Source organism: Atribacterota bacterium (genome assembly GCA_028717805.1).
In the GTDB taxonomy this organism is placed as follows: Bacteria; Atribacterota; Phoenicimicrobiia; order Phoenicimicrobiales; family Stramentimicrobiaceae; genus Stramentimicrobium.
This window is the reverse complement of sequence record JAQUNC010000015.1, coordinates 18,837-45,166: the sequence shown is the minus strand read 5'-3', so window position 1 is coordinate 45,166 and position 26,330 is coordinate 18,837. Positions and strand designations below refer to the sequence as shown.

Annotated in this window: 23 protein-coding genes; 12 read left to right on the top strand and 11 right to left on the bottom strand. The window is 34.0% G+C overall.

What is annotated here, in order from left to right; genetic code table 11:
• The first annotated feature begins 684 nt into the window (after nucleotides 1–684).
• Together PHD84_04885 and PHD84_04880 are read left to right on the top strand one after the other, a co-directional pair.
• On the top strand, nucleotides 685–960 hold the full coding sequence (locus PHD84_04885; GenBank protein ID MDD5637135.1) for an RNA-binding protein: 276 nt from the start codon (nucleotides 685–687) through the stop codon (nucleotides 958–960).
• Nucleotides 961–1,164: 204 nt separating this feature from the next.
• Entirely contained in the window at nucleotides 1,165–1,608 is a 444-nt protein-coding gene (locus PHD84_04880) for an Hsp20/alpha crystallin family protein (protein ID MDD5637134.1), read from the top strand.
• 141 nt (nucleotides 1,609–1,749) lie between these two features.
• Here PHD84_04880 and PHD84_04875 read toward each other — a convergent pair whose 3' ends face one another.
• From PHD84_04875 to PHD84_04865, 3 genes are all read right to left on the bottom strand, one after another.
• A complete protein-coding gene (locus tag PHD84_04875) occupies nucleotides 1,750–3,360 on the bottom strand; it encodes a gamma-glutamyltransferase family protein (protein MDD5637133.1) in 1,611 nt (536 codons plus the stop codon).
• Between the two features lie 115 nt (nucleotides 3,361–3,475).
• Nucleotides 3,476–4,249 carry a sulfite exporter TauE/SafE family protein gene (locus PHD84_04870; protein MDD5637132.1) on the bottom strand — a complete coding sequence of 258 codons (774 nt, stop codon included), beginning with the start codon at nucleotides 4,247–4,249 and terminating at the stop codon, nucleotides 3,476–3,478.
• A 251-nt stretch (nucleotides 4,250–4,500) separates the two neighbouring features.
• The gene (locus tag PHD84_04865) at nucleotides 4,501–5,814 is read right to left on the bottom strand and encodes an NCS2 family permease (GenBank protein MDD5637131.1); all 1,314 of its coding nucleotides are present in this window, start codon (nucleotides 5,812–5,814) and stop codon (nucleotides 4,501–4,503) included.
• 369 nt (nucleotides 5,815–6,183) lie between these two features.
• On the opposite strand from PHD84_04865, the gene PHD84_04860 reads away from it, so the two are divergent.
• A complete protein-coding gene (locus tag PHD84_04860) occupies nucleotides 6,184–6,495 on the top strand; it encodes a hypothetical protein (GenBank protein ID MDD5637130.1) in 312 nt (103 codons plus the stop codon).
• 354 nt (nucleotides 6,496–6,849) lie between these two features.
• Here PHD84_04860 and PHD84_04855 read toward each other — a convergent pair whose 3' ends face one another.
• The 6 genes from PHD84_04855 to PHD84_04830 all read right to left on the bottom strand — a co-directional run bounded on the left by PHD84_04855 (nucleotide 6,850) and on the right by PHD84_04830 (nucleotide 14,074).
• Entirely contained in the window at nucleotides 6,850–8,289 is a 1,440-nt protein-coding gene (locus PHD84_04855) for an FAD-dependent oxidoreductase (protein MDD5637129.1), read from the bottom strand.
• A 57-nt stretch (nucleotides 8,290–8,346) separates the two neighbouring features.
• A complete protein-coding gene (locus PHD84_04850) occupies nucleotides 8,347–9,054 on the bottom strand; it encodes a DUF554 domain-containing protein (GenBank protein ID MDD5637128.1) in 708 nt (235 codons plus the stop codon).
• Between the two features lie 133 nt (nucleotides 9,055–9,187).
• The gene (locus PHD84_04845) at nucleotides 9,188–10,477 is read right to left on the bottom strand and encodes a TRAP transporter large permease (GenBank protein MDD5637127.1); all 1,290 of its coding nucleotides are present in this window, start codon (nucleotides 10,475–10,477) and stop codon (nucleotides 9,188–9,190) included.
• Between the two features lie 22 nt (nucleotides 10,478–10,499).
• Nucleotides 10,500–11,114: a TRAP transporter small permease gene (locus PHD84_04840; protein MDD5637126.1), complete on the bottom strand. Its 615-nt coding sequence runs from the start codon at nucleotides 11,112–11,114 to the stop codon at nucleotides 10,500–10,502.
• Nucleotides 11,115–11,207: 93 nt separating this feature from the next.
• Nucleotides 11,208–12,254 (bottom strand): TRAP transporter substrate-binding protein, encoded by a 1,047-nt coding sequence (locus PHD84_04835; GenBank protein ID MDD5637125.1) that lies wholly within the window; start codon nucleotides 12,252–12,254, stop codon nucleotides 11,208–11,210.
• A 113-nt stretch (nucleotides 12,255–12,367) separates the two neighbouring features.
• Nucleotides 12,368–14,074 carry a hypothetical protein gene (locus PHD84_04830; protein ID MDD5637124.1) on the bottom strand — a complete coding sequence of 569 codons (1,707 nt, stop codon included), beginning with the start codon at nucleotides 14,072–14,074 and terminating at the stop codon, nucleotides 12,368–12,370.
• 411 nt (nucleotides 14,075–14,485) lie between these two features.
• Between PHD84_04830 and PHD84_04825 the strand changes: the two genes are divergently transcribed.
• Nucleotides 14,486–15,385, top strand: coding sequence for a LysR family transcriptional regulator (locus PHD84_04825; GenBank protein ID MDD5637123.1), 900 nt, complete (start codon nucleotides 14,486–14,488; stop codon nucleotides 15,383–15,385).
• 104 nt (nucleotides 15,386–15,489) lie between these two features.
• Here the strand turns inward: PHD84_04825 and PHD84_04820 are convergent, their stop codons facing one another.
• On the bottom strand, nucleotides 15,490–16,320 hold the full coding sequence (locus tag PHD84_04820) for an MBL fold metallo-hydrolase (protein ID MDD5637122.1): 831 nt from the start codon (nucleotides 16,318–16,320) through the stop codon (nucleotides 15,490–15,492).
• 281 nt (nucleotides 16,321–16,601) lie between these two features.
• Between PHD84_04820 and PHD84_04815 the strand changes: the two genes are divergently transcribed.
• The 4 genes from PHD84_04815 to PHD84_04800 all read left to right on the top strand — a co-directional run bounded on the left by PHD84_04815 (nucleotide 16,602) and on the right by PHD84_04800 (nucleotide 21,052).
• Entirely contained in the window at nucleotides 16,602–17,249 is a 648-nt protein-coding gene (locus tag PHD84_04815; GenBank protein ID MDD5637121.1) for a cyclase family protein, read from the top strand.
• Between the two features lie 161 nt (nucleotides 17,250–17,410).
• On the top strand, nucleotides 17,411–18,355 hold the full coding sequence (locus PHD84_04810; protein ID MDD5637120.1) for a MoxR family ATPase: 945 nt from the start codon (nucleotides 17,411–17,413) through the stop codon (nucleotides 18,353–18,355).
• Complete coding sequence (locus tag PHD84_04805) at nucleotides 18,352–19,593, top strand: DUF58 domain-containing protein (protein ID MDD5637119.1); 1,242 nt, start codon at nucleotides 18,352–18,354, stop codon at nucleotides 19,591–19,593. Before PHD84_04810 ends, PHD84_04805 begins: the two co-directional genes overlap by 4 nt.
• A gap of 19 nt (nucleotides 19,594–19,612) precedes the next feature.
• Entirely contained in the window at nucleotides 19,613–21,052 is a 1,440-nt protein-coding gene (locus PHD84_04800; GenBank protein MDD5637118.1) for a DUF4129 domain-containing protein, read from the top strand.
• A gap of 120 nt (nucleotides 21,053–21,172) precedes the next feature.
• On the opposite strand, the gene PHD84_04795 is transcribed toward PHD84_04800, so the two are convergent.
• Nucleotides 21,173–21,955 carry a fumarylacetoacetate hydrolase family protein gene (locus tag PHD84_04795; protein MDD5637117.1) on the bottom strand — a complete coding sequence of 261 codons (783 nt, stop codon included), beginning with the start codon at nucleotides 21,953–21,955 and terminating at the stop codon, nucleotides 21,173–21,175.
• 244 nt (nucleotides 21,956–22,199) lie between these two features.
• On the opposite strand from PHD84_04795, the gene PHD84_04790 reads away from it, so the two are divergent.
• From PHD84_04790 to PHD84_04775, 4 genes are all read left to right on the top strand, one after another.
• On the top strand, nucleotides 22,200–22,898 hold the full coding sequence (locus tag PHD84_04790; GenBank protein ID MDD5637116.1) for an amino acid racemase: 699 nt from the start codon (nucleotides 22,200–22,202) through the stop codon (nucleotides 22,896–22,898).
• 136 nt (nucleotides 22,899–23,034) lie between these two features.
• Entirely contained in the window at nucleotides 23,035–24,531 is a 1,497-nt protein-coding gene (locus PHD84_04785) for a TM0106 family RecB-like putative nuclease (GenBank protein ID MDD5637115.1), read from the top strand.
• 480 nt (nucleotides 24,532–25,011) lie between these two features.
• Nucleotides 25,012–25,602 carry a sigma-70 family RNA polymerase sigma factor gene (locus PHD84_04780; GenBank protein ID MDD5637114.1) on the top strand — a complete coding sequence of 197 codons (591 nt, stop codon included), beginning with the start codon at nucleotides 25,012–25,014 and terminating at the stop codon, nucleotides 25,600–25,602.
• The gene (locus tag PHD84_04775) at nucleotides 25,595–26,329 is read left to right on the top strand and encodes a hypothetical protein (GenBank protein ID MDD5637113.1); all 735 of its coding nucleotides are present in this window, start codon (nucleotides 25,595–25,597) and stop codon (nucleotides 26,327–26,329) included. Before PHD84_04780 ends, PHD84_04775 begins: the two co-directional genes overlap by 8 nt.
• Nucleotide 26,330 lies beyond the last annotated feature (1 nt).

Here is a 26,330-nt window from a genome sequence, read left to right as displayed (position 1 = left end):
CTCCAGAACAATCTTTAATTTTTGACTGCTCTCCCATGTACGCCGTTTCATCTTAGAATAGACTCCTTTCTAATTATGAGCTTATTCTAACTTAAAATCATCCTTTTGTTAAAGGGGAGCAGTATAAAATTAACTACCATCTAAATAACGCTATGATATTATTTTAACATAAATAAACATCATAATCGTATAGAATAGGATTTTAAGAGTACTCTTATTTTCTTCGATTTACTCTTTTAACTATTTTTTCCCAGCAATATGGTATTTCAGGAAACTCTTTGGTTAAAAATAACAAACTTGCCCATTTTAAACTTTATGATTAAATAAAATGAATTATTCCTTTCCCAATTCAGTAATAATTTCATCTGTAAAGGTTTTTTCATTTATTAAATATCTCGTTATAGGATAACGATAGGTTGATAACATTAAATAAGAAGCAAATAATATTTTACCGAAAAATTTGACATCATATTATTTTTAATTATAATGTTTTTTGGTTATTTACAAATAAAAAAATTTGTAAGATAATATTAGTGGTCTATGGTATATAATAAATATCATAGATCTGTCTCCAGTGATATTTTTGTTAGAGCTTTTCGGTGCTTTTGACTTTGCTCTACTTTGCCTCTAAAGAAATGTTACTGAAGAAATAATAAATATAGTATTAAAGAAGGAGGTAAAGAGATGCAAGGTAATAAGCTGTATGTGGGAAATCTGAACTACGCCGTCAATGAAGATCAATTGAGGGAACTATTTGAAAATCATGGTACCGTGCAAAGTGTCAACATCATTGAAGGCAAAGGTTTTGGTTTTGTCGAAATGTCTACTAACGAAGAAGCAGAAGCAGCAAAGGAAGCTTTGAATGATCAGGAATTTCATGGACGTCCATTAAAAATCGATGAAGCTCGTCCCCGTAAACCTAGAAGAGATTTCAATTCTGGTCCCAGAAAACGCTTCTAATAATTAATAAAACCCTTTGGTATATACCAAAGGGTTTTTTATTTCCTCACTCTTTTCCCCAATAAATTTTAAAATAAAATTTTTTTAAAAACCTATTGACAAATCTATTTATTCCATTATAATTGTTAATAGAAATATATGCTATTAGCATATTATGTTGATAGCACTAATGTTAAAATTAAAAATGCTTATGGAGGTGTTATTATGGATCTAATTAGATGGGAACCAAGAAGAAGTTTAATGAAAAGTTTCTTTGAGGATTTCTTTGATATTATGGAAAGTCCTGGTAGAGGAAGAAGAAACTGGTCGGAAGGTGGTATGTGGGAACCAGCGATTGACTTAATCGACAAGAAAGATAAGTTAATTGCCAAAGTGGAACTACCGGGTGTGGAAAAGAAAGATGTCAAATTATCCCTAACTGACAATAGTTTAACTATTCAGGGTGAGATTAAGAAAGACGAGGAAATAAAGAAAGAAGATTATTATTATCGAGAAAGGGCTCACGGTAATTATACACGGACCATTTCTTTGCCAATTGAAGTTGACAAAGATAAGATAAGTGCTAAGTTTACAAATGGCATTCTAGAAATTACTTTGCCCAAGAAGCCTGAAGTTCAACCAAAAGAAATCACCATAGAAACAGATTAATACATACCACACTGGATAAAAATAGCTCCCTTTATGGGAGCTATTTTTATCCTTTTATCTTTCCAAATCCCAAACAGACTATCCACTTCTATATTAATTACTTCCATATACCATAATCATGAAATGAATGAGAAATCAAACCTACCAGGCAGCAACAGTACCATCAGCTCTAGGTTCAGTAGCTCCAAGCATAATCCCATTCTCATCTTTCCAGATAATCTGTCCTCTCCCAAATCCAATTGAATCTAAGCTAATCTCTATAATATGTCCCTTTTCACACAGTAACTCAATAATCTGTTGGGGGAAGTTCTTCTCTATCTTAATTTTCTTACCTTCTATCCATTGCCAGCGAGGTGCATCGAGAGCTGATTGTGGATTAAGATTAAAATCAATCATATTCATAATTATCTGAACGTGTCCCTGTGGTTGCATAAACCCTCCCATCACTCCAAAGGGACCTATAGCTTGACCATCTTTGCTTATAAATCCGGGAATAATCGTATGATAGGTCTTCTTCTCCGGTTTCAAATAATTAGCTTGAGAAGGATCTAAAGAAAAATTAGCACCTCTATTTTGTAAGGAAATGCCTGTATCGGGAATAACTATTCCTGAACCAAAGCCCATATAATTGCTCTGAATATAAGATACCATATTGCCCTCACAATCGGCAGTTGCCAGATAAACAGTATCACTGGTGAACGGTTTTACCAAGTAAGGATCAAGTACTTTATCAGTAATTAACTTTTTCCTCTGATGAGCATATTTAGAAGAAAGAAAGTCTTCAATTCTTATCTGCATTTCGGAAAAATCTGTAATATAATGTTGTCCATCTATAAAGGCCAGCTTCATTGCCTCAATCTGATGATGAAAGATATCCGGTTCTTCCCTGTTCGTAAAGTGAAATTTCCCCAATATATTTAAAGCCATCAGAGCCACCAAGCCCTGTCCATTGGGGGGAATTTCCCAGATATCATATCCCCTATAAGAAATACTAATTGGATTTTCCCACTGAGGGATAAAAGAAGCTAAATCCTCTTTGCTCAGATATCCATTATATTTACTGAAAAAAGTATCAATTTTCTCAGCAATTTCTCCACGGTAAAATGATTTAGCATTACTGTCGGCAATCTTTTGTATTGTTTCAGCCTGTGCTGGTAATCGCCATAATTCACCTGGTTCAGGAGTCCTATTTTCCGGTGCAAAAGCTTCGAACCAATAATGAAATACTTCATCTTTTATATAAGGCAAGTATTGCTGATATGATTTTTCCCATAAATAACTTACTAAAGAAGAAACAGGAAATCCATTATCAGCATATGCTATGGCAGGTGTAAGAACTTTAGAAAAAGGAAGGTTGCCAAATTTTCTGGAAAGCTCAGCCCATGCTGCTGGAACTCCGGGTACTGTTACCGGTATCAAGCCAAAAGCAGGAATATTATGATATCCTTCTTTCCTTAACAGTTCTGATGAGATAGATTTCGGTGCTGGACCACTGCAATTCAAACCATGAAGTTTATTTTGACTCCAAATGAGAGCAAATGCATCTCCTCCTATACCATTGGAAGTAGGTTCAACTACTGTAAGGCAAGCTGCTGTAGCTATAGCAGCATCAATAGCATTACCACCCTGTCTAAGTATTTCCAAGCCAGCCTGTGCAGCCAGGGGTTGAGAAGTAGCAACCATTCCATTTCTGGCAAAAACAACTCTCCTTTGAGAAGGGTATGGATAAGACTGGGAATCAAAAGGTCGCATGAACCACTCCTTAATATTAGTTTTTTCGATTTACTGTTCTTTTGACATTTCTCTTTTAATATAGGTAATTTAAGAAGCTAATAAGAAAACTTCAATAAATTACTATGATAAATAATTATATATTAATGAAGTCAAATAGTCCCCATAATTGGGCAGTCATTGCTAATATAGTAATAATCAGAAAAATTCTAATCCATCTATCACCCTTAGAAATGGCAACAATGCTCCCGAAATAAGCACCAATAGCACTACCAGCAGCCAGAGTTAATCCCAGTAAGAGATTAACTTGACTATTAATAGTAAATACAATTAGTGAAGATACGGTAAAAATAAATGTTATAAAAATTTTTAAGCAATTCACCTTTACTAAAGACATACCAGTGATAAGGGTCAGAACTACAATAATAATAAAGCCTACACCAGCTTGTATAAAACCACCATAAAAACCGACTCCGAAAAAAGCTAATATAGCAATAACTAGTCTAAGATTGCTCCAATTTTCACCTTCAATTTTTTGAATAAATCTTTTTTCAGGACGTGTCAATATTATAATTAACACAAAAATCATTACCATACCGAGTATCTTTTCAAACAATTCTCCAGAAATGGAAATAGCTGTTTTTGCACCTAATATTGACCCGAGAATTGCTGGTAAACCTAAAATAATACTAATCTTGGGATAAAAATATCCCTTACTGCGAAAACTACCAATTCCCACAATCCCTTGAATAAATATGGCAATACGGTTTGTCCCATTAGCTTCTGCTGCTGGTAATCCTAAAAAAATTAGCATAGGCATGGTGAGCAACGACCCGCCTCCCCCCAAGGTATTAATAAATCCAGCTATTATACCAGTAATTAAAATTAGACCAATTTGCCATAAATTCATATCATTATCCTCAGTTTAAATAATGCTTTGGTGTAATATACATTACTACAATTATTTATATCTTAACTGTTTCACTTCTATTTATTTTTATAGGAAAATATTTCTTATTTATTATTTAAAATATTCAAATAAAAATAAGTTGGAATAAAGCAGAGTTTCTATAGTAGAAGTAGATACTCTTTTATTTATTCCAACTATCGATTTCTTAATTTTTTAAATTATAAATAATAAGATTATAGAATCAAGCTATTTTAGAGCCATATAAACTTTAGAACAAAAAGGATGCCCAAGATATAAACCAGACTGTGCACTTCTTTCCCTCTCCCACTTAACAGCTTAATCAAAGGATAAGTAATAAAACCAAGGGCTATCCCATTAGCAATTGAATAGGTCATGGGAATGGTAATTAAGCATACGAAAGCTGGCAACGCTTCTGAAAAATCTTCCCATTTAATATTCAAGATATTACCAATCATCATAGTACCCACAACAATTAAAGCAGGAGCAGTAGCTGCTCCTGGCACAATTCCTACCAGAGGTTTTAAAAAAAGAGATAATAAAAATAGAATTGCTACTACAATGCCGGTTAAGCCAGTTCTTCCTCCTTCAGAAACACCAGATGCTGATTCAATATAAGTAGTTACAGTGCTGGTACCAAAAATAGCGCCTCCAGCTGTTCCAATGGCATCTGCTAATAAAGCCTGGCTTGCTTTTGGTAAATTACCATCTTTATCCAGATATCCCGCCTGAGCACTTACCCCTACCAGAGTCCCGGCAGTATCAAATAAATCTACAAATAAGAAGGAGAAAATAACTGCTATCAAAGAAAAATCCAAAGCTCCCCTAATATCCATTTTTAATAATACCTCATTCCAGTCACTAAACTGGGGTGCTGCAACTAAGCCTTGAAAGGGTGGGGTAACATTCAATCCAGGAAGATAGCCTATAATAGTGGCACCTAAAATTCCCCAAAGCATTGAACCTTTGATTTTTAAAGTATGCAAAACTCCCATAATCACTAAACCAGAAATAGCAACTATCCCTGGACCACTAATTATATCACCAAGTGCCACCAGTGTCGCATCATCTTTTATAACCAGGCCAGCATTCTGTAAACCAATAAAAGCAATGAAAAGTCCAATACCTGCACTGATAGAAGATTTTAATCCCATTGGTATACAATTAATAATTATCTCTCTAATGGGGGTAACACTAAGAATAATAAATAAAATCCCCTCCAGGAAAACAATACCCAGAGCAATCTGCCAGCTGACTCCCATACCAATCACGACTGAATAAGCAAAAAAGGCATTTAAGCCCATGCCAGAGGCTAGAGCAAAAGGATAATTGGTTAATAAAGCCATACATACTGTTCCCAGAATGATACCCATAATGGTAGCAATAAAGACACCATTCCAGGGCATACCTGCATCACTAAGAATAGATGGGTTGACAAAAATGATGTAAGCCATAGTCATAAAAGTTGTAAATCCGGCAATAACTTCTGTTTTTACATTAGTGCCATTTTTAGAAAGCTGAAATTGTTTCTCTAAAAATTCCTGCATTTTCTACTCCTTTTCTAATATCTTTTAATATTTCATAATAATGTATATTATATAATATTCTTATATTAGTATTTCAATAAAAAATTATCAACACTTTATTAAAATATTTGCTTATTAAAAAATCTCTTTAATAAATATGCTATGCTAATAAGTAAGAAAAATATTGGTTTGCTTACCAGTTCTCCATTAAAAAGTTATAATGAACTAACAAAGGTTTTATTTTACCATAGATCCCTTATTGATAAACATTGATGCTTAAACAAAAAGATCATTTTTATAAGCTTCTAGAACAATCTATAAAATGTTTCTTACTATGGTAGAATAATCATAAAACATAGAAAATTTTTACCCCTGGAGGTGTTTTGTGCTATGAGCTTTCTATCTATTAGAAAAATGTTTAGTAAAAGAAACAATCATTCTGATGAATTAATATGGATCTTTACTCAATGTGACCAATGTGGTGAAAAATTCAGGACAGTAATTCAAAAAAAACATGAACTTACTCCAACCTATCAAGAAGAAGGTCCTGCCTTTCTTTTCAGAAAAGAATTAATAGGTGCATCATGTCCTAACAAAATCGGCTTAACCATTAAATTTGATAAAAATTATAACCATCTATCAGAAGACATTACTGGTGGACGCTTTATCTCTAAACAAGAATATGATATGAATCGTAATTGAATAATTATATAATCTAATCTTCTACTATAAGAATGAGTATTCATAAATAATGGTGGCAATAAAAGTCTTTTTTTCAAAAAACTATTGCTATAATGAGTTCCTCAATAGATTACCTTTAGTTCTGTCTCTATTAATGAATTTTAATTACTATATTGAATAGGCTATTTAAAATAATATATTAACTCGTATGTTAATTATAAATTATGATATTATAGATTGCATATAGACTGAACAGAATTACATATTTAAGAAGAGCCTCTGTTCAGCCTATATGCTATAAATATAATTTTAAAAAATATTTCTTTGCTTTCTGTCACTATCTCTGTTTGATTTATAAAACAAAAATTATCTACATTAGTAAGTACCGTATAATATTGCACCTTGCTCCAGGAGTATTTTCTGTAACTCAGAAACATCTTTTTCTAGATTTCTTGGTGAAATACTATATTTTGCACATAACGCTGCTGCAACTCCCGCTGCCTGTCCAGTTACCATGGTCTGTTGTAAAAATCGATGATAGGCATCCCTATCAGTTGAAATAGCCTTACCAGCAATCAACAGATTTTCAACTTTTTTCGGCACTAAACATCTATAAGGAATGTCGTGTGAACCGCCATCTTTAGGGCGATAGCGAATGTCAGTTGTTATTGTATCTGTAGTAGCAACATGATGTCCTCCAGCTGCAAAACCACTCTTACCAATAACATCTGGGAATTTCTTAGCATCGCCAACATCTTCACTTGTTAAATAATAATCACCCATGATTCTTCTGCCTTCGCGAATTCTGAGCTCAGGGCAAATTCTAGTAATATACATATTTTGGAAACCAGGAACATATTTTTTGAAACATTTGAAAGCCATCTGGATTTGTTTTCTGCACTCAACTTCACAATAGGTGAGATCCCATGCATCATCGGGAGAACGTCCGGCAACTTGTGATGAATGCTGGAAATGGGCTAATATTTTTCTATTCTGATCATCCCCCTTAGGCATTATGAAGAAACCCATACCTGTGGTTTCAGGCCATTCTCCTTTGGCAAGGACATTCTTTAAGATTGAGAAGAAGCCTCTCATCTCTCCCAAGTCTATGATGTTATTTGCTTTACTAAGAATCTCATACATCTCATCTTTTGTTCTACCAATGACATTTTCAACACCATAAAACTCTCTTGGATTTGCTCTAACATAAGCTAAAAATTCATCCCAATCAATTCCATCACATGTGAAAGCTAAGGTATGTGGTTGTATCTCTTCTCTGGGAACCATCTCCCAAGGCGCTCCCGCTCTAGAAGCAATATAACCTTCACCAGTACAATCAATAACTATTTTGCCCATGATTTCCACTCTACCATTAGCGTTTTCAACAACTACTCCGGTAACTTTATTCTCTTCTTTTATTACATCTACAACTAAGGAATGTAGTAATAAGGTTACTCCATTTTCCTCCATCATATTAAATATTAAAAGTCCCCACCAATCAGGATCAACATAAGAAAAAGTATATCCAGATCCCTCTCTATATTTACTATGATTATGGGGTAGGGCATGTCCTTCTTTAAGTAATCTATTGTGTGTCTCTTCCACAATGCCGGCAATAATCTGCTCACCTCGCTGATTGAATAACCAAGCATATGAAAATCCTGGTGGTCCAGAAACATTCATTTGACCACCTAAAGCTCCAAGCCTCTCTATTAAAAGGGTTTTAGCTCCGGCTCTTGCTGAAGAAATTGCAGCGGCTGCTCCTGAAGTCCCACCTCCACAAATAATAACATCAAATCCTTTTTCGTACTTCATTGCTATTTCCTCCTTCTGATTAATTTAATTCATTAATATACATTGTCATCAAATATTTTAAAAAAATAGGGTCCATAAATAGGAAAAGGGCATAAATAGTATAATCGCCGGTATCATATTGGCAACGGGTAGTTTTTTAACTTCCATCATGCGTAATCCGATGAACATAGTAAGAATGCCACCACCAGCGGCAAAATCTGCAGTCATAACATCGCTAATGTTTGGTAAAATTATTGTAGCGAGATAAAATAAGGTCATTCCCACAACTAAAGTAGGAATACTGATGAACATAACTAAGTATCCTATAGAAGTGGCAAATATTATGGCAGTAAAAAAATCAAGAATAGATTTAACCATTAAAAGAGTTGTGTCACCTGTCATACCTTCATAAAGAGAGCCCAAGATAATGCCATTACCAGCACTAAATAACACTAACAATGTAACAAAACGTGCTATTAGTTCTTCGTCTACTTTCTTGCTCCCTTTTTGTAGTTTTGTTTGTAGTCGCATCGAAAAGTTTGTTAGCTTATCTTCAATATTCAGACTCTGTCCAATAATTGTGCCAATGATCAATGCCAAGATAACAGGTGGAAGATTGACCACCTTCACAATAAAGGTGATACCGAGAGCTAACCCACAACCTCCGAATATTGAAGGCAGTAAGACCTTAATCTTGTCAGGAATCCAGCGATAATTTATAGCACCAATTAATCCTCCTAAAAATATAGCAAAAAAATTTGTTATTACTCCTATCGGAACATTCATGTTATTTTATCCCTTTCTAAAATTTTCTGTGAATATTTTTGGTTTGGTAAATTTGGGACTAAATCAATTTGTTATATACAAAATTTCTGATGTTTTCCTTAAAATACATATTAATTGAATAATAATTTTTTAACTAATCCAATAAACTAGGTAACCACAAAACCAATTGAGGAAATAACATTACAAGAATCAAAGTGATTATCATAGCAGGCAAATATTTTAAAGCTTCTCTCGTAACATCCCTCACTGGTACATTACCAACATCGGAAACAACAAAAAGACATAATCCAAAAGGAGGAGTTATAGCACCAATTATTATTCCAATAATTAAAACCAATGCAAAATGTATCGGGTCGATACCTAATGGTGTCACCGCGGGGATCATAATCGGTGTTATTAACAATGTTGCTGATGCTGTATCCAAAAAACAACCAACAATTACAAATATCAGACCACAAATCAAGAACATAATTGGAATGCTACCACCTGAGAGCATACTTAGTAAGCCTCTTAAGGCTTGGGGAAGACCTTCAATAGTAACAATCCAAGCAAAGAAACTGGCAACAGACATAATGAGCATAAAAACCCCTGCAGTTCTAACTGTTTCTTCAAGAGTCCTCCATAATGTTTTCCATGTTAGCCTTCTGTAACATATTCCGAGAAATATTGCCCACCATACTGCCAGTACTGCAGCCTCAGTTGGTGTACAAATACCGCCCATTATTGATCCTATAATAACAACAAATGTCATCAATGGTGGTATTGCTGCCGGGATTGTTTTAATTGCTTCCTTCCAGGGTATTCTAGTTCTTGGCCAACTTTTCCCTTCTGCAGTAAAGGTTGCACGAAACAAAATCAATAGCATTAACGATCCAGCCATAATAATACCAGGAATGATTCCGCCAATGAACAGTGAAGCCACTGAAATTTGAGCAATAGAGCCTACCAAAACCATAATTTGACTAGGAGGTATAATTGGACCTAAAATACTTGAAGCAGCTGTGATTCCTGCAGAAAAATCAGGTTTATACCCAGCTTTCTTCATCATGGTCATTTCTACAAGGCCTAAGCCTCCTGCGTCCGCAACTGCATTACCGGACATTGATGCAAAGAGCATGCTGGCAAAGGCATTGGCATGGGCAAGACCACCCCGGAATCTTCCTACCATTGCTATAGAAAACCGAAATAATCGGTCAGTAACTCCCGAGGTGTTCATTAAGCGTCCTACAAACAAGAAGCCAGGCATTGCAATTATTGTAAAAGAAAGTAATTGGCTCATCATATTTTGAGAAGCTATCGTAATTGATATATGCGGATTCATTGTTAACCATACTAATGATGGAAAACCAAGAGAAAAAACCACAGGCACCCCTAAAAAAAGTAAAGATAAAAAAATACCAAAAACAATAAATATGTTTTCCAACAATAAACAACTCCCTTCTCAATTAATCCTTTTCATCTTCAATAACAGACTGTTTTGAATCCTGTAAGAACAGGTTAATTTTATCTTTGGCGTCATTCATCTCTATCAATTCCTCTTTGATAGCCATTTCTTCTTCCTTTCGGTTTACATCCGCTTGGACATTGTAACCAGGGAAGATATCGTTAAGAATATCTACTAGTATCGCAAAAATCATAAATATTGACATGGAAAAAAGAGGCATGTAATAAATTTGCCTCGGCAATCCCAATGCTGCACTCTTATAAACAGATGGGGTGGTTAACATTTTGTATGAACTTAGACAAATCATTGCAAATACACTAATTGCAATAAATCTACTTAAAAACAACATTATTGTTTGTATTTTTTGTGGTACTCTTTTAATTAAAAAATCAGCTACAATATGCTTTTTTGCCACTGTTACTATAGCAGCACTTATATATCCAAGACAGACCATTAAAAAAGTAGCAAGTTCTTCTGTCCAAGTAAATGGTTTACTAAATACATATCGACTAACTATACCGAGGGTTATAGTAAGCAATATTGCTATTAGGGTAATGTTTCCTAAGAATTTTAGTATTTTTGTTATATAGAAGACTGTGTAATTCAACAATCTCAATTTAAAATTCCCCCTTATTAATAAAAAACTTGAAATTCATATTCATAGTATGGTCTAATTAGGTTGGCTTATCCTGTAGGCAATCCTTCCTACCTATTTTTCCAATCCAAGCGCATTAAAAAATTTCTCAGACAATCCTGCACTAAATGTTCCATCTTCCTCATATTGTTCAATCAGTTTGGTGGTAGCTGCTCTAAATTTTGGTATCTCTTCCTCAGGAAGATTAATGAGCTCTATACCATGCTTAACCATCTCGTCAACATAGCTATCTAACTCTTCCCTTACAGTTTCTGCATACCAATCTCCAACCTCTTTACATGTTTTGGATAATATTTCTTGTTGAGCTTGTGTCAGAGACTGAAATTTATTTTCATTCATCCATACTGAGAAATTTACATAACCAAGCTCATACATTAAAAGATATTTGGAGACCTGATAAAAATTCATCTTATATACTGCATCTCGTGTAGCTATAGTCGCATCAATAATACCTTGTTGCAATGCTAAATACACTTCATTATAGGCAACCGCCGTGGGGTTTGTACCAATTGATTCCAAAGCAGCCAGTGTAAATTTTGAAGGAAGAGCTCGAATTTTTAATCCTTGAAAATCCTCATAGGTGTTAAGAGGAACATTCGATGCAATTACTACAGGTGGACGCATCCAGTTGCTGGCAAGAGTCCTTAATCCAGTATTTGCTAAAAATACATCTTCCCAAGATTTATAAAGATCGCTATTAATAAATTTCAAAGCATGCTCCATACTTGGAATCTGGAAATACATGCTAGCTATATTGCGATCAGGAACACCAAAATCAGCCATGTAATTAGAACCTTCTGTAAAAATATCAATACTACCAGCTATTACCATTTCCATTTGAGTAACAGCAGTTCCAAGCTGAGAAGCGGGGAAAGTATTTATTATAAGAGACCCACCACTTCTTTCTTTTATTAATTCGGCAACCCTTTCCATTCCCTTTGTAGATAAGTCTTCTGCAGCTGCTGTATTACCCCATGAAAGGGTGACTTTTGGATCCTTTGATGCGTCAGGGAAATTTAAAGAAGATGTTCCAGCAGCAAATCCAAAATTAACAGCAAAACTGATAATCACTAATATTATTGGAATAAACCTGCTTTTCATAATAAATGCCTCCTATTTAATATTTTTTAAGGAATCATACTAAAAAGTTTTTCAAACAAGGGGGAAATTTTCATAATATTCTTTATTATCAATGTACAATCTTTTGGTTCTCTTTAAACTATAAATTCTTTAATACTCTTTGCAATATTCCCATTAGGCAATGTCACCGGTTCAATAATGCCTTCGCTGTGCAAAGCCCATGGTATGAGAACAGCGGAATGGCCTCCTCTGCCTCCGGCTACCACTACTTGAATATCTTCAGCGTTTCTAGTCACTGGTATCTCTTCTAAATATTCAAAACCAGCTGGTCGGACAGGGACCAAACCTCTGTTAATCACCTGTTCTTTTGGCCAATGTACGGTCTGGTGAATATAATTCTTAATGACTTCCTTGTTCCATCCGTCTTTTTCAAATATCTTCGCATGATCGGGTGTAAGGCAGACTACTAAAGGACCAGTACAATAACAATTATTACTTCCCAACGTCGTTGCACAATCAATGATGCTCTTTATTAAGTCCTCTGCTGTGTTTGTTAAAAATTCGATGATCGTATGTTGTCCTTCCGCCTTTAAAACATAGACAACAGTGGTTTCAGCATCGTAATGGTCTTGATTAATAGTCGTCCATGAAGTTAATGTGGGATCCTCTCCAAAGCAGTAAGTATATTCTGCTTGAGAAGAGAGACAGGCTAAATCGGCTATGCCTGGAACAGACCGACATACATTAATCAGTACAAGATTTACAGCTCTGCCAATAGTAGCATTGGCTCTAAAGCCCGGGCCCAAACAGCCCTGGCCTCCATGAATATGCAATTCCTGTGCTATTGGTCCACTGACTAGAACTAAATTTCCACCAGGATGAGAAGTAGTCACTGATTGTGTAAAATTATATTTTTGATTGGCCATACATCTAAATGCAGTAATTAGTATAGGCATATATTCAGGTTTGCATCCTGCCATCACTGCTGCTACAGCAATATCCTTCACCGTAATGTCTTTCCCGGACGGGCCTATTTTTTGAGCCAGGACTTCACCCTTTTTAAAAGGACAATAACTCATCATGTTGGATAATCTTTCCTCAGTAGGAGGAATGATAGGTAAGCCATCCGTGATATGCAATGAATCAAAAAGATCCATCGTTTCCTCCATGAATAGTCCTGGTTCTATAACATTATCTTTTACCTCTCTCATTACCTCTAATTTTAGAACACCATCAGAGGGAGTTTGATCCAATTTAGTTGGTATCTCAGCGCACTTCTCAATCTGATCAGGTGGTAAAGTAATAGAATCAATGATAAAGTTCATTTTATTTAAAATTTCTTTTCGAATTTCTTCTTTGGTACTGGCTTGATAGATGTCAATGGGACATAAACACAGATGACCAGCCCTTAAGGAAGCTACGCTTTCTACCAATCCGGCACCAGGAGGTGCAGTGATATAGACGGATGGAATGCCAACTTTTTCTAGCTGGATCGTCAGGATGGTCGTGGCAGAGCTGGTTCCCATGTCTCCCAAGACAACAACAGCTGCCTTAAAATCTTGTTCTGCAAAGCCTTTGGCTTGCTTATAAAAATCGTCTGTTCCTTTACCACGGACTGTTTCCTTTATTTCAACAATATTGGACAGGCCCATCTTTTTAAACTCTTCTTTGAGAGTAGTAAAGATCTCGTAATATTCGGCAAAATCCAGTTTTGTGTTGTTGTAGAAGAGTATCTTTTCCTTTTTTAATTCTTCAAGTCGCAAACGTTTAGCCAGCTCTATTTTTCCCCGTTTCACTTGACCTCTTGGATCAATCAGATCTTTGGATTTGAGATTAATCAATTATGTATACCTCCATCTATCTACTTTATATGTTACTTTTAATTTTATTTAATTTTATTTCACACTGTCAATTCCGTTTTGGAATTGCAGTAATTCCGTTTAAGATACAAACTCTAATACCCCTTTATATTACATATATTACAATTAAAATATTAGAACAGTATGTACTGATCCATATGGGCTGCCAAATACAATCTATTTATATATTGTTGGAAATAATGATAAATTTGTGTATAATAAAACACATAACAAATTATATCTGTACATTAAATCTGACTATTTATAAAATCACAAAATATTTGGTCTAAACCCCGACGAAAATGAACCCAAATTAAATTATTTTAGAATAAACTATTGTATTGGTGTTATATTCTATAATCAAATAAACAATTAGCAGGTGTTTGTTAGCGTATGAAAATAGAATACTTATTATGTTTCGAAGCAATAAAGAAATATGGCAATTTTTCTGAAGCTTCCGAAAACTTGTATATTTCTCAATCAGGTCTGTCAAAACAATTGAAGGCATTTGAAAATGAATTGGGTGTAAAACTATTTGAACGTAATCGTTCACCAATTAAATTAACACCTATTGGTGAACGTATTTCTGTGTATGTCAATCATATCCTAAATGTATATGACACGATGATATTAGAAACAAAGGAACATATCAAAATCGAAAGAAAAAAAATGAGAATTGCCTCCTTTTATGAAATGTCCCAATATGGAATTGCTGATTTATTAGTGGCCTTTGAGCACAATAAACCTAATTTTTATATTGAATCCAGAGAGTGTAGTCATATAGAAATGCTTGATCTGCTTGATAATCGTAAAACTGATCTTGTCATTGGTTACCGTGAATTTTGGCCACAAAACATTAATTATTATTCAATACTGCTAAAAAAAGATGATTTAGTATTAGTCGTTCATGATAGCCATCCACTAGCAATTAATGAATCAATTTCTATAAAAGCTGTCAAAGAAGAAAGGTTTTGTTTCCCAAGAGAAGATAGCGCTTTATTTAGGCTTTTTTACAATACATGTGTTATAAATGGCTTTGTGCCCAAGCTTACCCTATCAGACGTACGTCTGGGAACTATAAAAAGATATATCCTAGCCGGTATGCGTGTGACCTTGCAAACACGGATTAGAGCAACTAATTTTTTTTATGAGAAAGAATTTCACTTAATTAATATAAAAGAAACACCACTGTTAACATTAACCATTTTAACAAATAAAGATTCATTACCCAAAATAGGTCAACAGTTTATACAATTTGCAAAGAAATACTATAAACAAAAAACTAAGAAATAGACAGGTTGGTGATTCAATAAAAATTCTAGTAGATTATGATGATTATTACTAATGTTATTATTTCTTTTTCATAAAAGTCATGGTTAAGTTACTTAAGTTAGTTTCTACACTTTTATTACGGTTCCCACATTACAGAAAAAGAAGCGTTTCCCAAATTCCTGGAGTAAGCGCATAGAGGTTTCCAATCCAGTGCAATGAGAAGTGCCTATTCTTTCTATATCAAACTTTTTTAGGGCTTCTATGCTCTTAGCTTTACTTTTCTCACTGAGCGGACCAAGATGGGTTCCTCCAAAAATAGTATGAATATGTTTCTGGCCGGTTTTTTCTATAATATAGTTTATAATATTAATAATCCCTGAATGTGAACAACCCAATACGATAACCAACCCCTTTTTAGTATTCATTATTAATGTTTGATCATCAATAACTATATCTTGAAGATAACCTTGCTCATTTTTCAACAGTAAATCAGGATCGCCTTTCTCAAAAGACGTCCTGCGGGGGATTTCTCCACTTAACATCAATCCTGGGGCAATCTCTATAAAACTGGTATTGAAGATAAACTCTGCTCCTTTGCTTTCTAGAACTTCACGACGATAAGGAATGCCAATATTGCGTTCCACACCATTTCGAATATTAAAACTATTCTTAAAAAGTGCTGGATGGGAATAGACTTTTACTTTCCTGGCATAATCTAGTACTCGCAACAGTCCACCGGTATGATCATGATGGTGATGGCTGATAATAATACCCTGCAGATTGGATAAATCTTTATGGAAATGGTGCGCATTATTAATGATGCCTATCCCCTGGCCAGTGTCAAAAAGAAAATTACCATACTTTGTTTCAATATATGCTGACCACCCATGCTCGGCAATAACACCGCTATTAAAATATATACAATTCTCACAAAGCACTGTTGCTTTGATTTCCATGATTACCTCCTTAATAAAGTGTCTTTATTTTACTCCAAATTTAACCATATCCTAAAATTTTTAACTTTTTTCATCAACATCGGATTTCTTAATTACAAAAAGTCCTCCCAAACCTAGCACCACATTACAGGCACTTCCATAAATCGCTAGAAGGTAATTTTTATATAATTAAACATAGCAAAAATTCTTGGCACTTAATCACTTATATATAGTATAATATCATAAGTAGATAAAGAAAAATTATCTATTTCATTTCATTTAAGATAAGAATGGTATAAATTATGAAAGTTGTTGACCTGAGTCATTTAATGTGTTCCAATATGCCAGTTTATTCCCAAGCTGGATCACCTTCCTTTCAAATTACCCATATATTGGAGAGGGATGGCTTCAGAGAAACAAAATATATTATATATTCACATACCGGTACTCATATTGATGCACCTGCACATATGATTAATTCTGGTCCTAATCTAGACAACCTAGATATTAATCACTTTTTTGGAAAGGCAACTATGCTGGATTTTTGTCATCATAAATACCTATATATATCCATTCAAGACTTATTCCCTTACCAGGAAAAAATAAGTAAGGTTGATTTTGTAATTCTTAAAACTGGATGGAGTCAACACTGGGGAAAGAATCAATATTATACAAGCTATCCCCATCTAAATGAAAAAAGTGCAGAATGGCTAACCAGATTTAATTTAAAAGGCATAGGTGTTGATGCTATCTCCATCGACCAATCTGAATCAATTGATTTTGCTGTTCATAAAATATTACTGTCCCAAAAAACGATTATCATTGAAAACCTAACTAATCTGGATGCTATTGAAAATGAATATTTTTTGTTCTGTGTTTTCCCCTTAAAGATAAAAAATGCAGATGGTTCCCCGGTAAGGGCTGTTGCTCTTGAAAATTCATGTAAATAAATTATAGTCATCTTCATTCTTACAAGAATTATTTTCCTAAAATTTTTACTTGTTTTGTTGATATTCCCTTGATATAATTTTAATTTAGTTATACTTTGTTAAAATTTTTTTTATTTTTTTTATTTATATGAATAAATGTTCATAAAAATTTGAGGTAGGATTTGAATTTTTCTATTTGTCATAACATAACTGACAATATCAATAAGGTCATAGTCGGAAAAAATAAAGCAATTGAATTAACGCTAACAACTCTGTTAGCGGAGGGACATCTTTTGTTGGAAGATGTACCGGGAGTTGGAAAAACTCTTCTGGCTAGATCTCTGGCTAGAAGTATTGGTGGTACCTTTCGTCGTATTCAATTTACTCCTGATTTGCTTCCTTCAGATATAACTGGCTTTAATATTTATAATCAAAAAGAAGGTAAGTTTGTTTTCCAAGCAGGTCCGGTAATGTCTAATATTGTGCTAGCTGATGAAATCAATAGAACCATTCCTAGAACACAATCCAGTTTATTGGAAAGTATGCAGGAGAGACAAGTTACAATTGATGGAATAACTATGGATCTACCAGTACCATTTTTTGTTATTGGAACTCAAAATCCCATTGAATTGGAAGGAACATTTCCTCTCCCTGAAGCACAATTAGATAGGTTCCTTATGCGTATTAAACTGGATTATCCCTCCCATATAGAAGAAATGTTAATCTTAGAACGTTTTCAGAAAGTTGACCCCTTAGAGAAACTGGAGTCCGTAACTACTCCTGAAGAGATATTACACTTACAAAAAGAAAGGGCAAAGGTCCATATTTCTAAAGAAATTAACCACTATATTGTGACTCTGACTAATGCTACTAGGAATTCTTCTCAAATTCGTTTTGGCGCTAGTCCCAGAGCTTCTCTACACCTGATGCGAGCAGCTCAAGCTTTAGCAGCTTTAAGAGGCAGAGATTTTGTCTTACCTGATGATATAAAAGAGCTTTTTACTCCAGTATTGGCACATCGTGTTGTTATGGAAACAAAGGAAAGGTTAAAAAATACTTCCCCTCAAAAATTACTGCAAGAAATATTAGAACAGACAGAAATACCAACAATGGAAATAAGTAAATGAATAATGTAAATTATGATCGTCCACTCACCTCTATTTTTACTGACGGTTTTTTCCGATTCCTGTTACTGATATTATTATTCATTGCATTACTCTTGGTACAAAAAAATCTCATCTTAATCTCCATATTACTCTTGACCATGTTTTATGCTTGTAAACTATGGAGTTATGTTAGTATAAAGAATATTCATTACTCTTTTGATGCTGAGACGAAAAAGGGATTCCCTGGCGAAATTATTTCCTTACAGGCACAAATCTACAACAACAAAATACTGCCCATATGGATAAAATTATTGATACCAATGGATAAAAGACTTATTCCTGAAATAAAGATGAAAAATAATTTTCTTTGTGAAGAATTCAGTCTACTCTGGTATGATCATTTCTTGTGGAATTGGAATTTAACTGCCAAACAAAGGGGTTGTTTTCAAATTGGACCTCCTTTTTTAGAAACTGGCGATCTTCTGGGTTTCTTTCAAAAGAGGAGATATTTGTCACAATCAGCAGTAGAGGTAATCATTTATCCCAGACCAATATCCTTAAACTTCCTTTCGACACCTATCAAAGAATTCTTCGGTAAAACAGGCATAGATAGTCCGGTTAAGGACCCTGTCTATCCCATTGCTACTCATGACTATCAACATGGAGAACCAGCAAAATACATCCATTGGAAAGCTAGTGCTCGTTATAATCACCTTCAATCCAAAATCTTTGATTCTTCCACTCAAAGAAAAACACTTTTAGTTGTTGATGTTAGTTCCTTTCGGGAAAAAAGACAGGAAGAATTATTCGAGAAAATCCTGGAGGTAGTAGCCGCAATGGTATTAGAATTTGATAAACAAGGAAGTCCATATAGTATCTTTTCCAATGGTAAAGTTACTGGAAGTAATATGACTACCAACTTTTCTTTCGGTACTGGTCCCGAACAAGTTTCTAGGGCAATGGAATTACTGGCCAGATTAACAATAGAAGAATTTTGTTCTATGGATGAAATATTGTTTAAAGAAATGAAAATACCTGCTGGAACAGGATGTATTTATTGCGCTTATCGTATGAATAAAAAAAATACTCAAATTAGCCAATTCCTGATAAAACATAATACACCTGTATATCTTCTTTTGGCCAAGTCTTCTTATCACAAAAAATTTTCCCCTATTCCAGCATTGTTATTTAGTGAAATTTATGGTGAAGCGATAGATCTTGCTCGAAGTGATAGTCAATATATAAATAATTACTTATAATATTCTTAAGAGTAATAAAATGGCTAAAAATTTAACAAGAAATGGAACGCTATTAATCATTGCTTCCGGTATGATGGAAATAACCTGGTTATATGCCTTAGCCTGTGTATTCTTCTTAATGTTAAATGCCCCCCTCTTTCCTATATGGGCGGCAATGCTGGCCTTTTTTATTCCCATAATAATTACCTCTATAACAAAAGGAAGGGGTAAAAGAATTATTGAACTTTTTATCCTACATCTCCTTTTCTATGTATTAATATTAACTTATACTGTATATAATTATAGTTATCGGTCTGTATCATTTCTAAATTTAAGATGGATACAAACGCTCGTCAATAAACAATTTGGACCGTTGGATGGATTTGCCTATTTCCTGCTTATTTGCTGGTTTTCCTGTGTTTGGTTCTGTGGATATAAATTAGCAAATCGTTCCAAGGACTACTTTGCTATAACCTCCCAATTTGATCTCGGAATTGTCATGCTAGTCTTAACCTTTATAATTTCTGGGAGTACCAATACACTCTTCCCTAATTCAAGTATTTTAATTAGCTATTATTTTCTTTTCAGTATGATAGCTATTATTCTTGCTCAAAACTCAAGAAGCTCAAAAATAAAATTTGATAACCAGTTTAGTAAAACCAAATTAATATTTACGTTTATTCCAGTAGTATTGCTCCTTGTTAGCTGGACGCTCTTATTCTTCTTACCACAAATGACTTCTGTTGCTCAAGCCAGTTATAATATCTTAAAAGTGGTTTCTAATCCTATTGGGAAGCTCCTCCTAAAAATACTCATTTTTCTTTTTGGGTCCGGTTATCGCGCTGCTGATATTAGCCCTACCCATTCATCTGACTCAGCAATATCTTTGCTAGACAGCAATGAACTTTCCTGGTCGAGTAAAATACTTCAATGGATTCTTACCTGGGGAGGAATCTCGTTACTAATATTACTGACTACCTTAGCAATAGGTTGGTTATTATTTTCTCTCTGGAAATGGTTCTCTTTAAAAACTACACTAGATATTGAAAAAAAAGGGTTCTTTGAAGAATTATGGCTCTGGATAAAGCACATCTTTTTTGGAGTTAAGAAAGTTCTGGATAAATTGTTCAACTTTTTGATAGCTTCTAGAAGAAAAGAAAATATATCTGCTCTATTTCAGAAGCTTTGCCATTGGGGTAAGAATAGTGGTATTTCACGAAAAAAATTTCAAACACCTTTAGAATACGGTAGACATCTGGTATTTTTCTTTCCTGACAGCTATCAGGATATACAACTAATTATTGATAGTTTTAATCAAGAGAGATATGGAAATAAATTAATTCAGTCTGAGGAACTGGAAGAAATCAAAAAAGCCTGGAGAAGACTATCTAGTCCCTCCAAATGGCCTTTACGATTACTGACTAAAATAATCTATTCCCGGAAAACAAAATTAATAGAAGCAATATCCTCCCATTCTTAACTAAAATCTCAATTAGTTAGAAAAATTATTAGTCAAAATTGATATACAATAACTGTTAAACTTCTTAAAAAATCTTTATTATTTCCAATAAAGATTACAAAATAAGTAGGCATCAATCTATCAAACCACTTTGTTACTCAATATGCCAATTCCTTCTATTCCAATCTCAATAATATCTCCTTGTTTTAAATATACCGGGGGCTTGCGTGTAAAACCAACACCTCCCGGGGTACCGGTCATAATAACAGAACCAGGCAAAAGGGTAAAGTTTTTAGAACAATAACTAACTAATTCCCTTACTCCAAAGATAAGGTCAGAGGTATTGGAATCCTGCATAACTTTCCCATTTAATCTGGATCTAATCCTACATTGATCGGGATTGGGGAGTTCGGTCTCAATCCAGGGACCGAGGGGACAAAAGGTATCAAAAGACTTACCTCTAGCCCATTGTTGATCGAGACGGAGTTGACAATCTCTAGCTGATACATCATTACCACAGGTATATCCCAAGATATAATTATCAACATCATCGATTTCTATATTTTTCGCTTTTTTGCCAATGACAATGACCAGTTCAGCTTCATAATCAACTTCATTAGGGGCTATTTCTGGCAGTATGATATTATCTTCCGGTCCAATTACGCTGGAGGTTGATTTTAGGAATATAACCGGTTTATCCGGAAAACTGTTACCACTTTCCTCGGCATGTTTTTTATAATTTAAACCAATAGCAATTACATTAGGAGGATCTACCGGCGCCAGCAATTTCACCTCTTCTCTTTTTATTCTTAGTGAACCTACTACGACTTTGTCAAATAGATTACCTTGGATTGTCCTGATCTCATCTCCTTGTAACACTCCATATAATACTCCACCATTTGTTTGATACCTTACTATTCGCATTTTGTCACTCCTTTATAACTTTACTTAATATTATGTATTAATAAATAATTTCCATATTATGATCTTTTCTATTGATTTTATGATATTTAAAACTAAAAAACCACTATAAATCTTATTGGGATGAGTATATAATTAATAATGTTAATTACATATTTACTCATCAGGTTTCATATTTTAAATTATTATATAGTAATGACATTAAATTAATACTACACTGATTATTTACTAAAATCAAAGGTGTTTTATGACAAATGAAAAAATTATTGGAATCCTGGGCGGGATGGGACCTGAAGCAACCATAGATTTATTCCAAAAAATTGTTCAGTTAACTCCGGCCCAACAAGATCAAGAACATCTTAGAATTATTATAGATAATAATCCCAAGATACCAGATCGCACTAAAGCAATCTTGTATGGTAATGAAAATCCCTTGCCAGAATTAATCAAAACAGCACGAACCCTGGAAAAAGCAGGAGTTGATTTTATAATTATGCCCTGTAACACTGCTCATTATTATTACCATGAAATACAAAAAATGGTTAATATCCCAATCTTAAACATGATCCAGGAAACAGCACTATATATTCATCATACTTTTCCCTTTCTGAAAAATGTTAGCCTATTTGCCACCAAGGGAACCTATCAATCTGGACTTTATCAAACTTATCTTAATGCTCTTGATATTGAAATATTAATTCCCGAAGAAGAAGAGCAACATAAATTAATGGAAGTCATCTATGGGATTAAGGCAGGGCAAGATTTCTTTCTCTTAAAAAAGCAAATTATTGAAATTGCCCGCTTACAAATAAGAAAGGGTGCTCAAGGCGTTATTTTAGGATGTACAGAAATACCCTTAGTATTAAAAGATGGTGATCTAGAAATACCGATTATTGACCCTACTTTTATTCTGGCTCAAAAGGCAATTGAAAAAGCGACGAAATAACCGCTATCTATTTTGTGCTTACTATTTATATACTTGTAATCATTCTTACTAACTGTTATAAATTATTATGAAAAGGTATTTTGGTCAGAATATTGCTAATTGATTTGTGATATTGGAATCTTTGGGAGTTAGTAAAATGAGACAGATAATTTCAGCTGATATGCTTTATAATTATATTCAATGCCCTCATCGTTTATATCTTGATATTTTCGAAGATCCGAGCAAGAGAGATCCAGAAAGTGCTTTTATGAAATTGCTCTGGGAAAGAGGTATTGATTTTGAAAAACAGGTAATGGTTGAATTAAAAAAACCTTTTCTGGATTTAAGCGTTTATACAGGTTTAGAAAAAGAAGCCAGAACAAGAGAAGCCCTTAGGCAGGGAGTCACATTAATTTATAGCGGTCGGATAAGTACTGATAATCTGGTTGGTGAGCCAGATCTCTTATTAAAACAGGGTGGTGGATATATCGCTGGAGATATAAAAAGTGGTTCAGCACTAGAAGGGGAAAATAATGAATCGGAAGGAAAACTAAAAATACATTATGCTATTCAATTAGGTTTATACACCGACATTTTGGAAAAACTAAACTACTCCTCCTCAAAAACATCTTTTATTCATGATATTAAAGGAAGAGATGTCTTCTATGATTTAGTACAATCAATAGGAAAACGTGATCAAATGAACTGGTGGGATCTATACCTGCAAACTCTATCAGAAGTACAACAGGTTTTAGAGAAAAAGATTACTACCTCACCGGCGCATCAGGGAGCCTGTAAACTCTGTCACTGGAGAACGTATTGTCTTAAATCTCTTATAACAGCGAAAGACTTGACATTAATACCGGAGCTGGGTCGTAAGAAAAGAGAAATTATGCATCAAAAATTGAAAAAATTTACTGATTTTGCCCATAAATCCTTTCAGGAACTTATTATCGGTAAAAAGACTATTTTCCCTGGTATTGGTATATCAACCTTATATAAATATCATGCTCGTGCTAGATTACTGGCGCACATTGATAAACAGGCTTATATCAGAAAAACAATAAAATTACCCCAGACAGATACTGAATTATTCTTTGATGTGGAAACTGATCCCATGCGTGATTTTTGCTACCTGCATGGTTTTGTAGAAAGACATCATCGGGATCCAGCAACTGAAAAGTACGTACCATTTTTTGCTGATAAGGCTGATGAAAAACAAGAAGAGAGAATATTTATTGATGCCTGGCATTATATTAAGCAACATTTTCCTTGCAATGTTTATTATTACTCACCTTATGAGAAGACTATTTGGAAAAAATTAAACGAAAAATATCCCGAGATTATAACATCATCAGAGTTAGAGGCTTTATTTAAATCACCATTGGTCATTGATCTTTATAGCGATATTGTTAGAAAATATACGGAATGGCCTACTTATAGCTATTCGGTAAAAGACCTGGCGCAATACCTTGGCTTTCGATGGCGGGACGAACATCCCTCTGGTGCTGAATCCATTGAATGGTACCATCGCTGGTTAGAACTAGAAAGGCCGGAAATTAAAAAGCGTATCCTGCAATATAATGAAGATGACTGTATTGCCATGCGGGTATTATTAGAAGGCATTCAAGAACTGCCCATAAAAAATCATTAGCTTCTATTGCTTTTCTCTATTTTTCCTTTGTAAATCCTTAAAACCAACAAATTATTTTTGAGGATGACTTCCTGAAATAAACCTCTTATTTTTCCTACTAAATGAATGAAAGAAAAATGGGAATTTTATCGTATTATAATTGACAATAAAAATGCAATCTTTTAAAGAATTGAGGAAATATATGCATTTATCCAGTAAAAAGAATATAAAGATCCTTTCCCTGGTGAATGCGGTAGATACATTGATACCAATCAGAGATTTTAGTTGGTTCAAATAGATAAATTTTGATTGTTTATTCTGGCATGTCGAATTTTCTATGGCCATGGGTCTCATTGGTATCTTTCATGCTTTATGGCATGTCCAGCATTATGGAAACTATTTAATAAATCACAATAATAATATATTATAATAGATAAGCTAATATTCTTACCATTTTATTTTCTGAAAGAAAGTACTTTTTGCAAATTAAAGAAAGATTTTATGATCAATATTTCTGATTGTGAGCAAAAAACAGATTCCCAGTTGGTTGCCCTGACTTTAAAAAATCAGGAATATTACTATTGTCTTATGAAAAGATACGAATCTGCCTTGATGAACTATATCTATAGACTATCTGGAATGAACAGAACGGATATTCAGGATATTTTACAGGAAGTTTTTATCCTTGCTTATCAAAATTTGAATGATTATAATGAAGATTTCAAATTTTCCAGCTGGATTTATCGTATTGCCCATAACTATACTATTAGTACGATTCGTAAAAAGCCAAGATACTACCAGAATATCTCCTGGGATGAGCATGATTTAGACCAGTTGGTACAATCTGATTTTAATCTGGAAAAAAACTTCTTACAAAAAATTGATTATGAAAATTTGCTATGTATAATCGATTTATTACCATTAAAATATAAAGAGGTACTATTATTAAAATTCCTAGAAGGAAAGGATTATCAGGAAATTAGTGACATCGTAAGAAAACCCATAGGAACGGTCGGTACTCTAATTAATCGTGCAAAAAAGTTACTATTGAAAGAAATTGAAAAGTATAAAGCAGGTATAAAATATGGTTGATATCAGCAAAGATACTTTAGAAAAAATAAAAAAGGGGAAAGTACAGCCCAAACCACGCTGGTATTTTTTAACCAGGAATTACTTTTTCTGGTTAATGTTTGCTTTGACTACAGTGCTGGGTGGTATTGCTTTTGGAATGATTATGTTTATTACCGGCGATCTGGATTGGGATATTTATCATTATCTTGGTATCGGCTTGCCCAAAGCATTACTAATGAGCCTTCCCTACCTATGGATTGTCTTGTTACTGCTTTTTTTGTTTATCACTTACTATAATTTTATCCATACCCGAACTGGTTATCGCTACCGATTTATAATGATATTTTTTATTAGTCTCATCATTAGCGGTTTAATGGGACTGGGCTTTTATCAATACGGCTGGACTGAAACTGTTGATAGGCAGCTAAGAATTAGAATACCGGGCTATCATCATTTAGTCTATAGCAGAGAAAATCAATGGATGCATCCTGAAAAGGGTTTGTTAAGTGGTATTGTTGTTTCCCTGGAATTAGAAAATAATTTGTTGCAACTAAGAGACTATCTTGATAAGGAATGGAAAATTGATATCAGTCAGGTTAGAGTAAAGGGAATGTTAACATTGACTCAGAATCTAGAAATAAAGATATTGGGACAGAAACTATCTGAAGATACTTTTAAAGCTACTGAAATCAGGATTCCCAGGGGCTCACTCCAAGGCAAAGGAAAAAAATCAGGATTTAATATTTAAT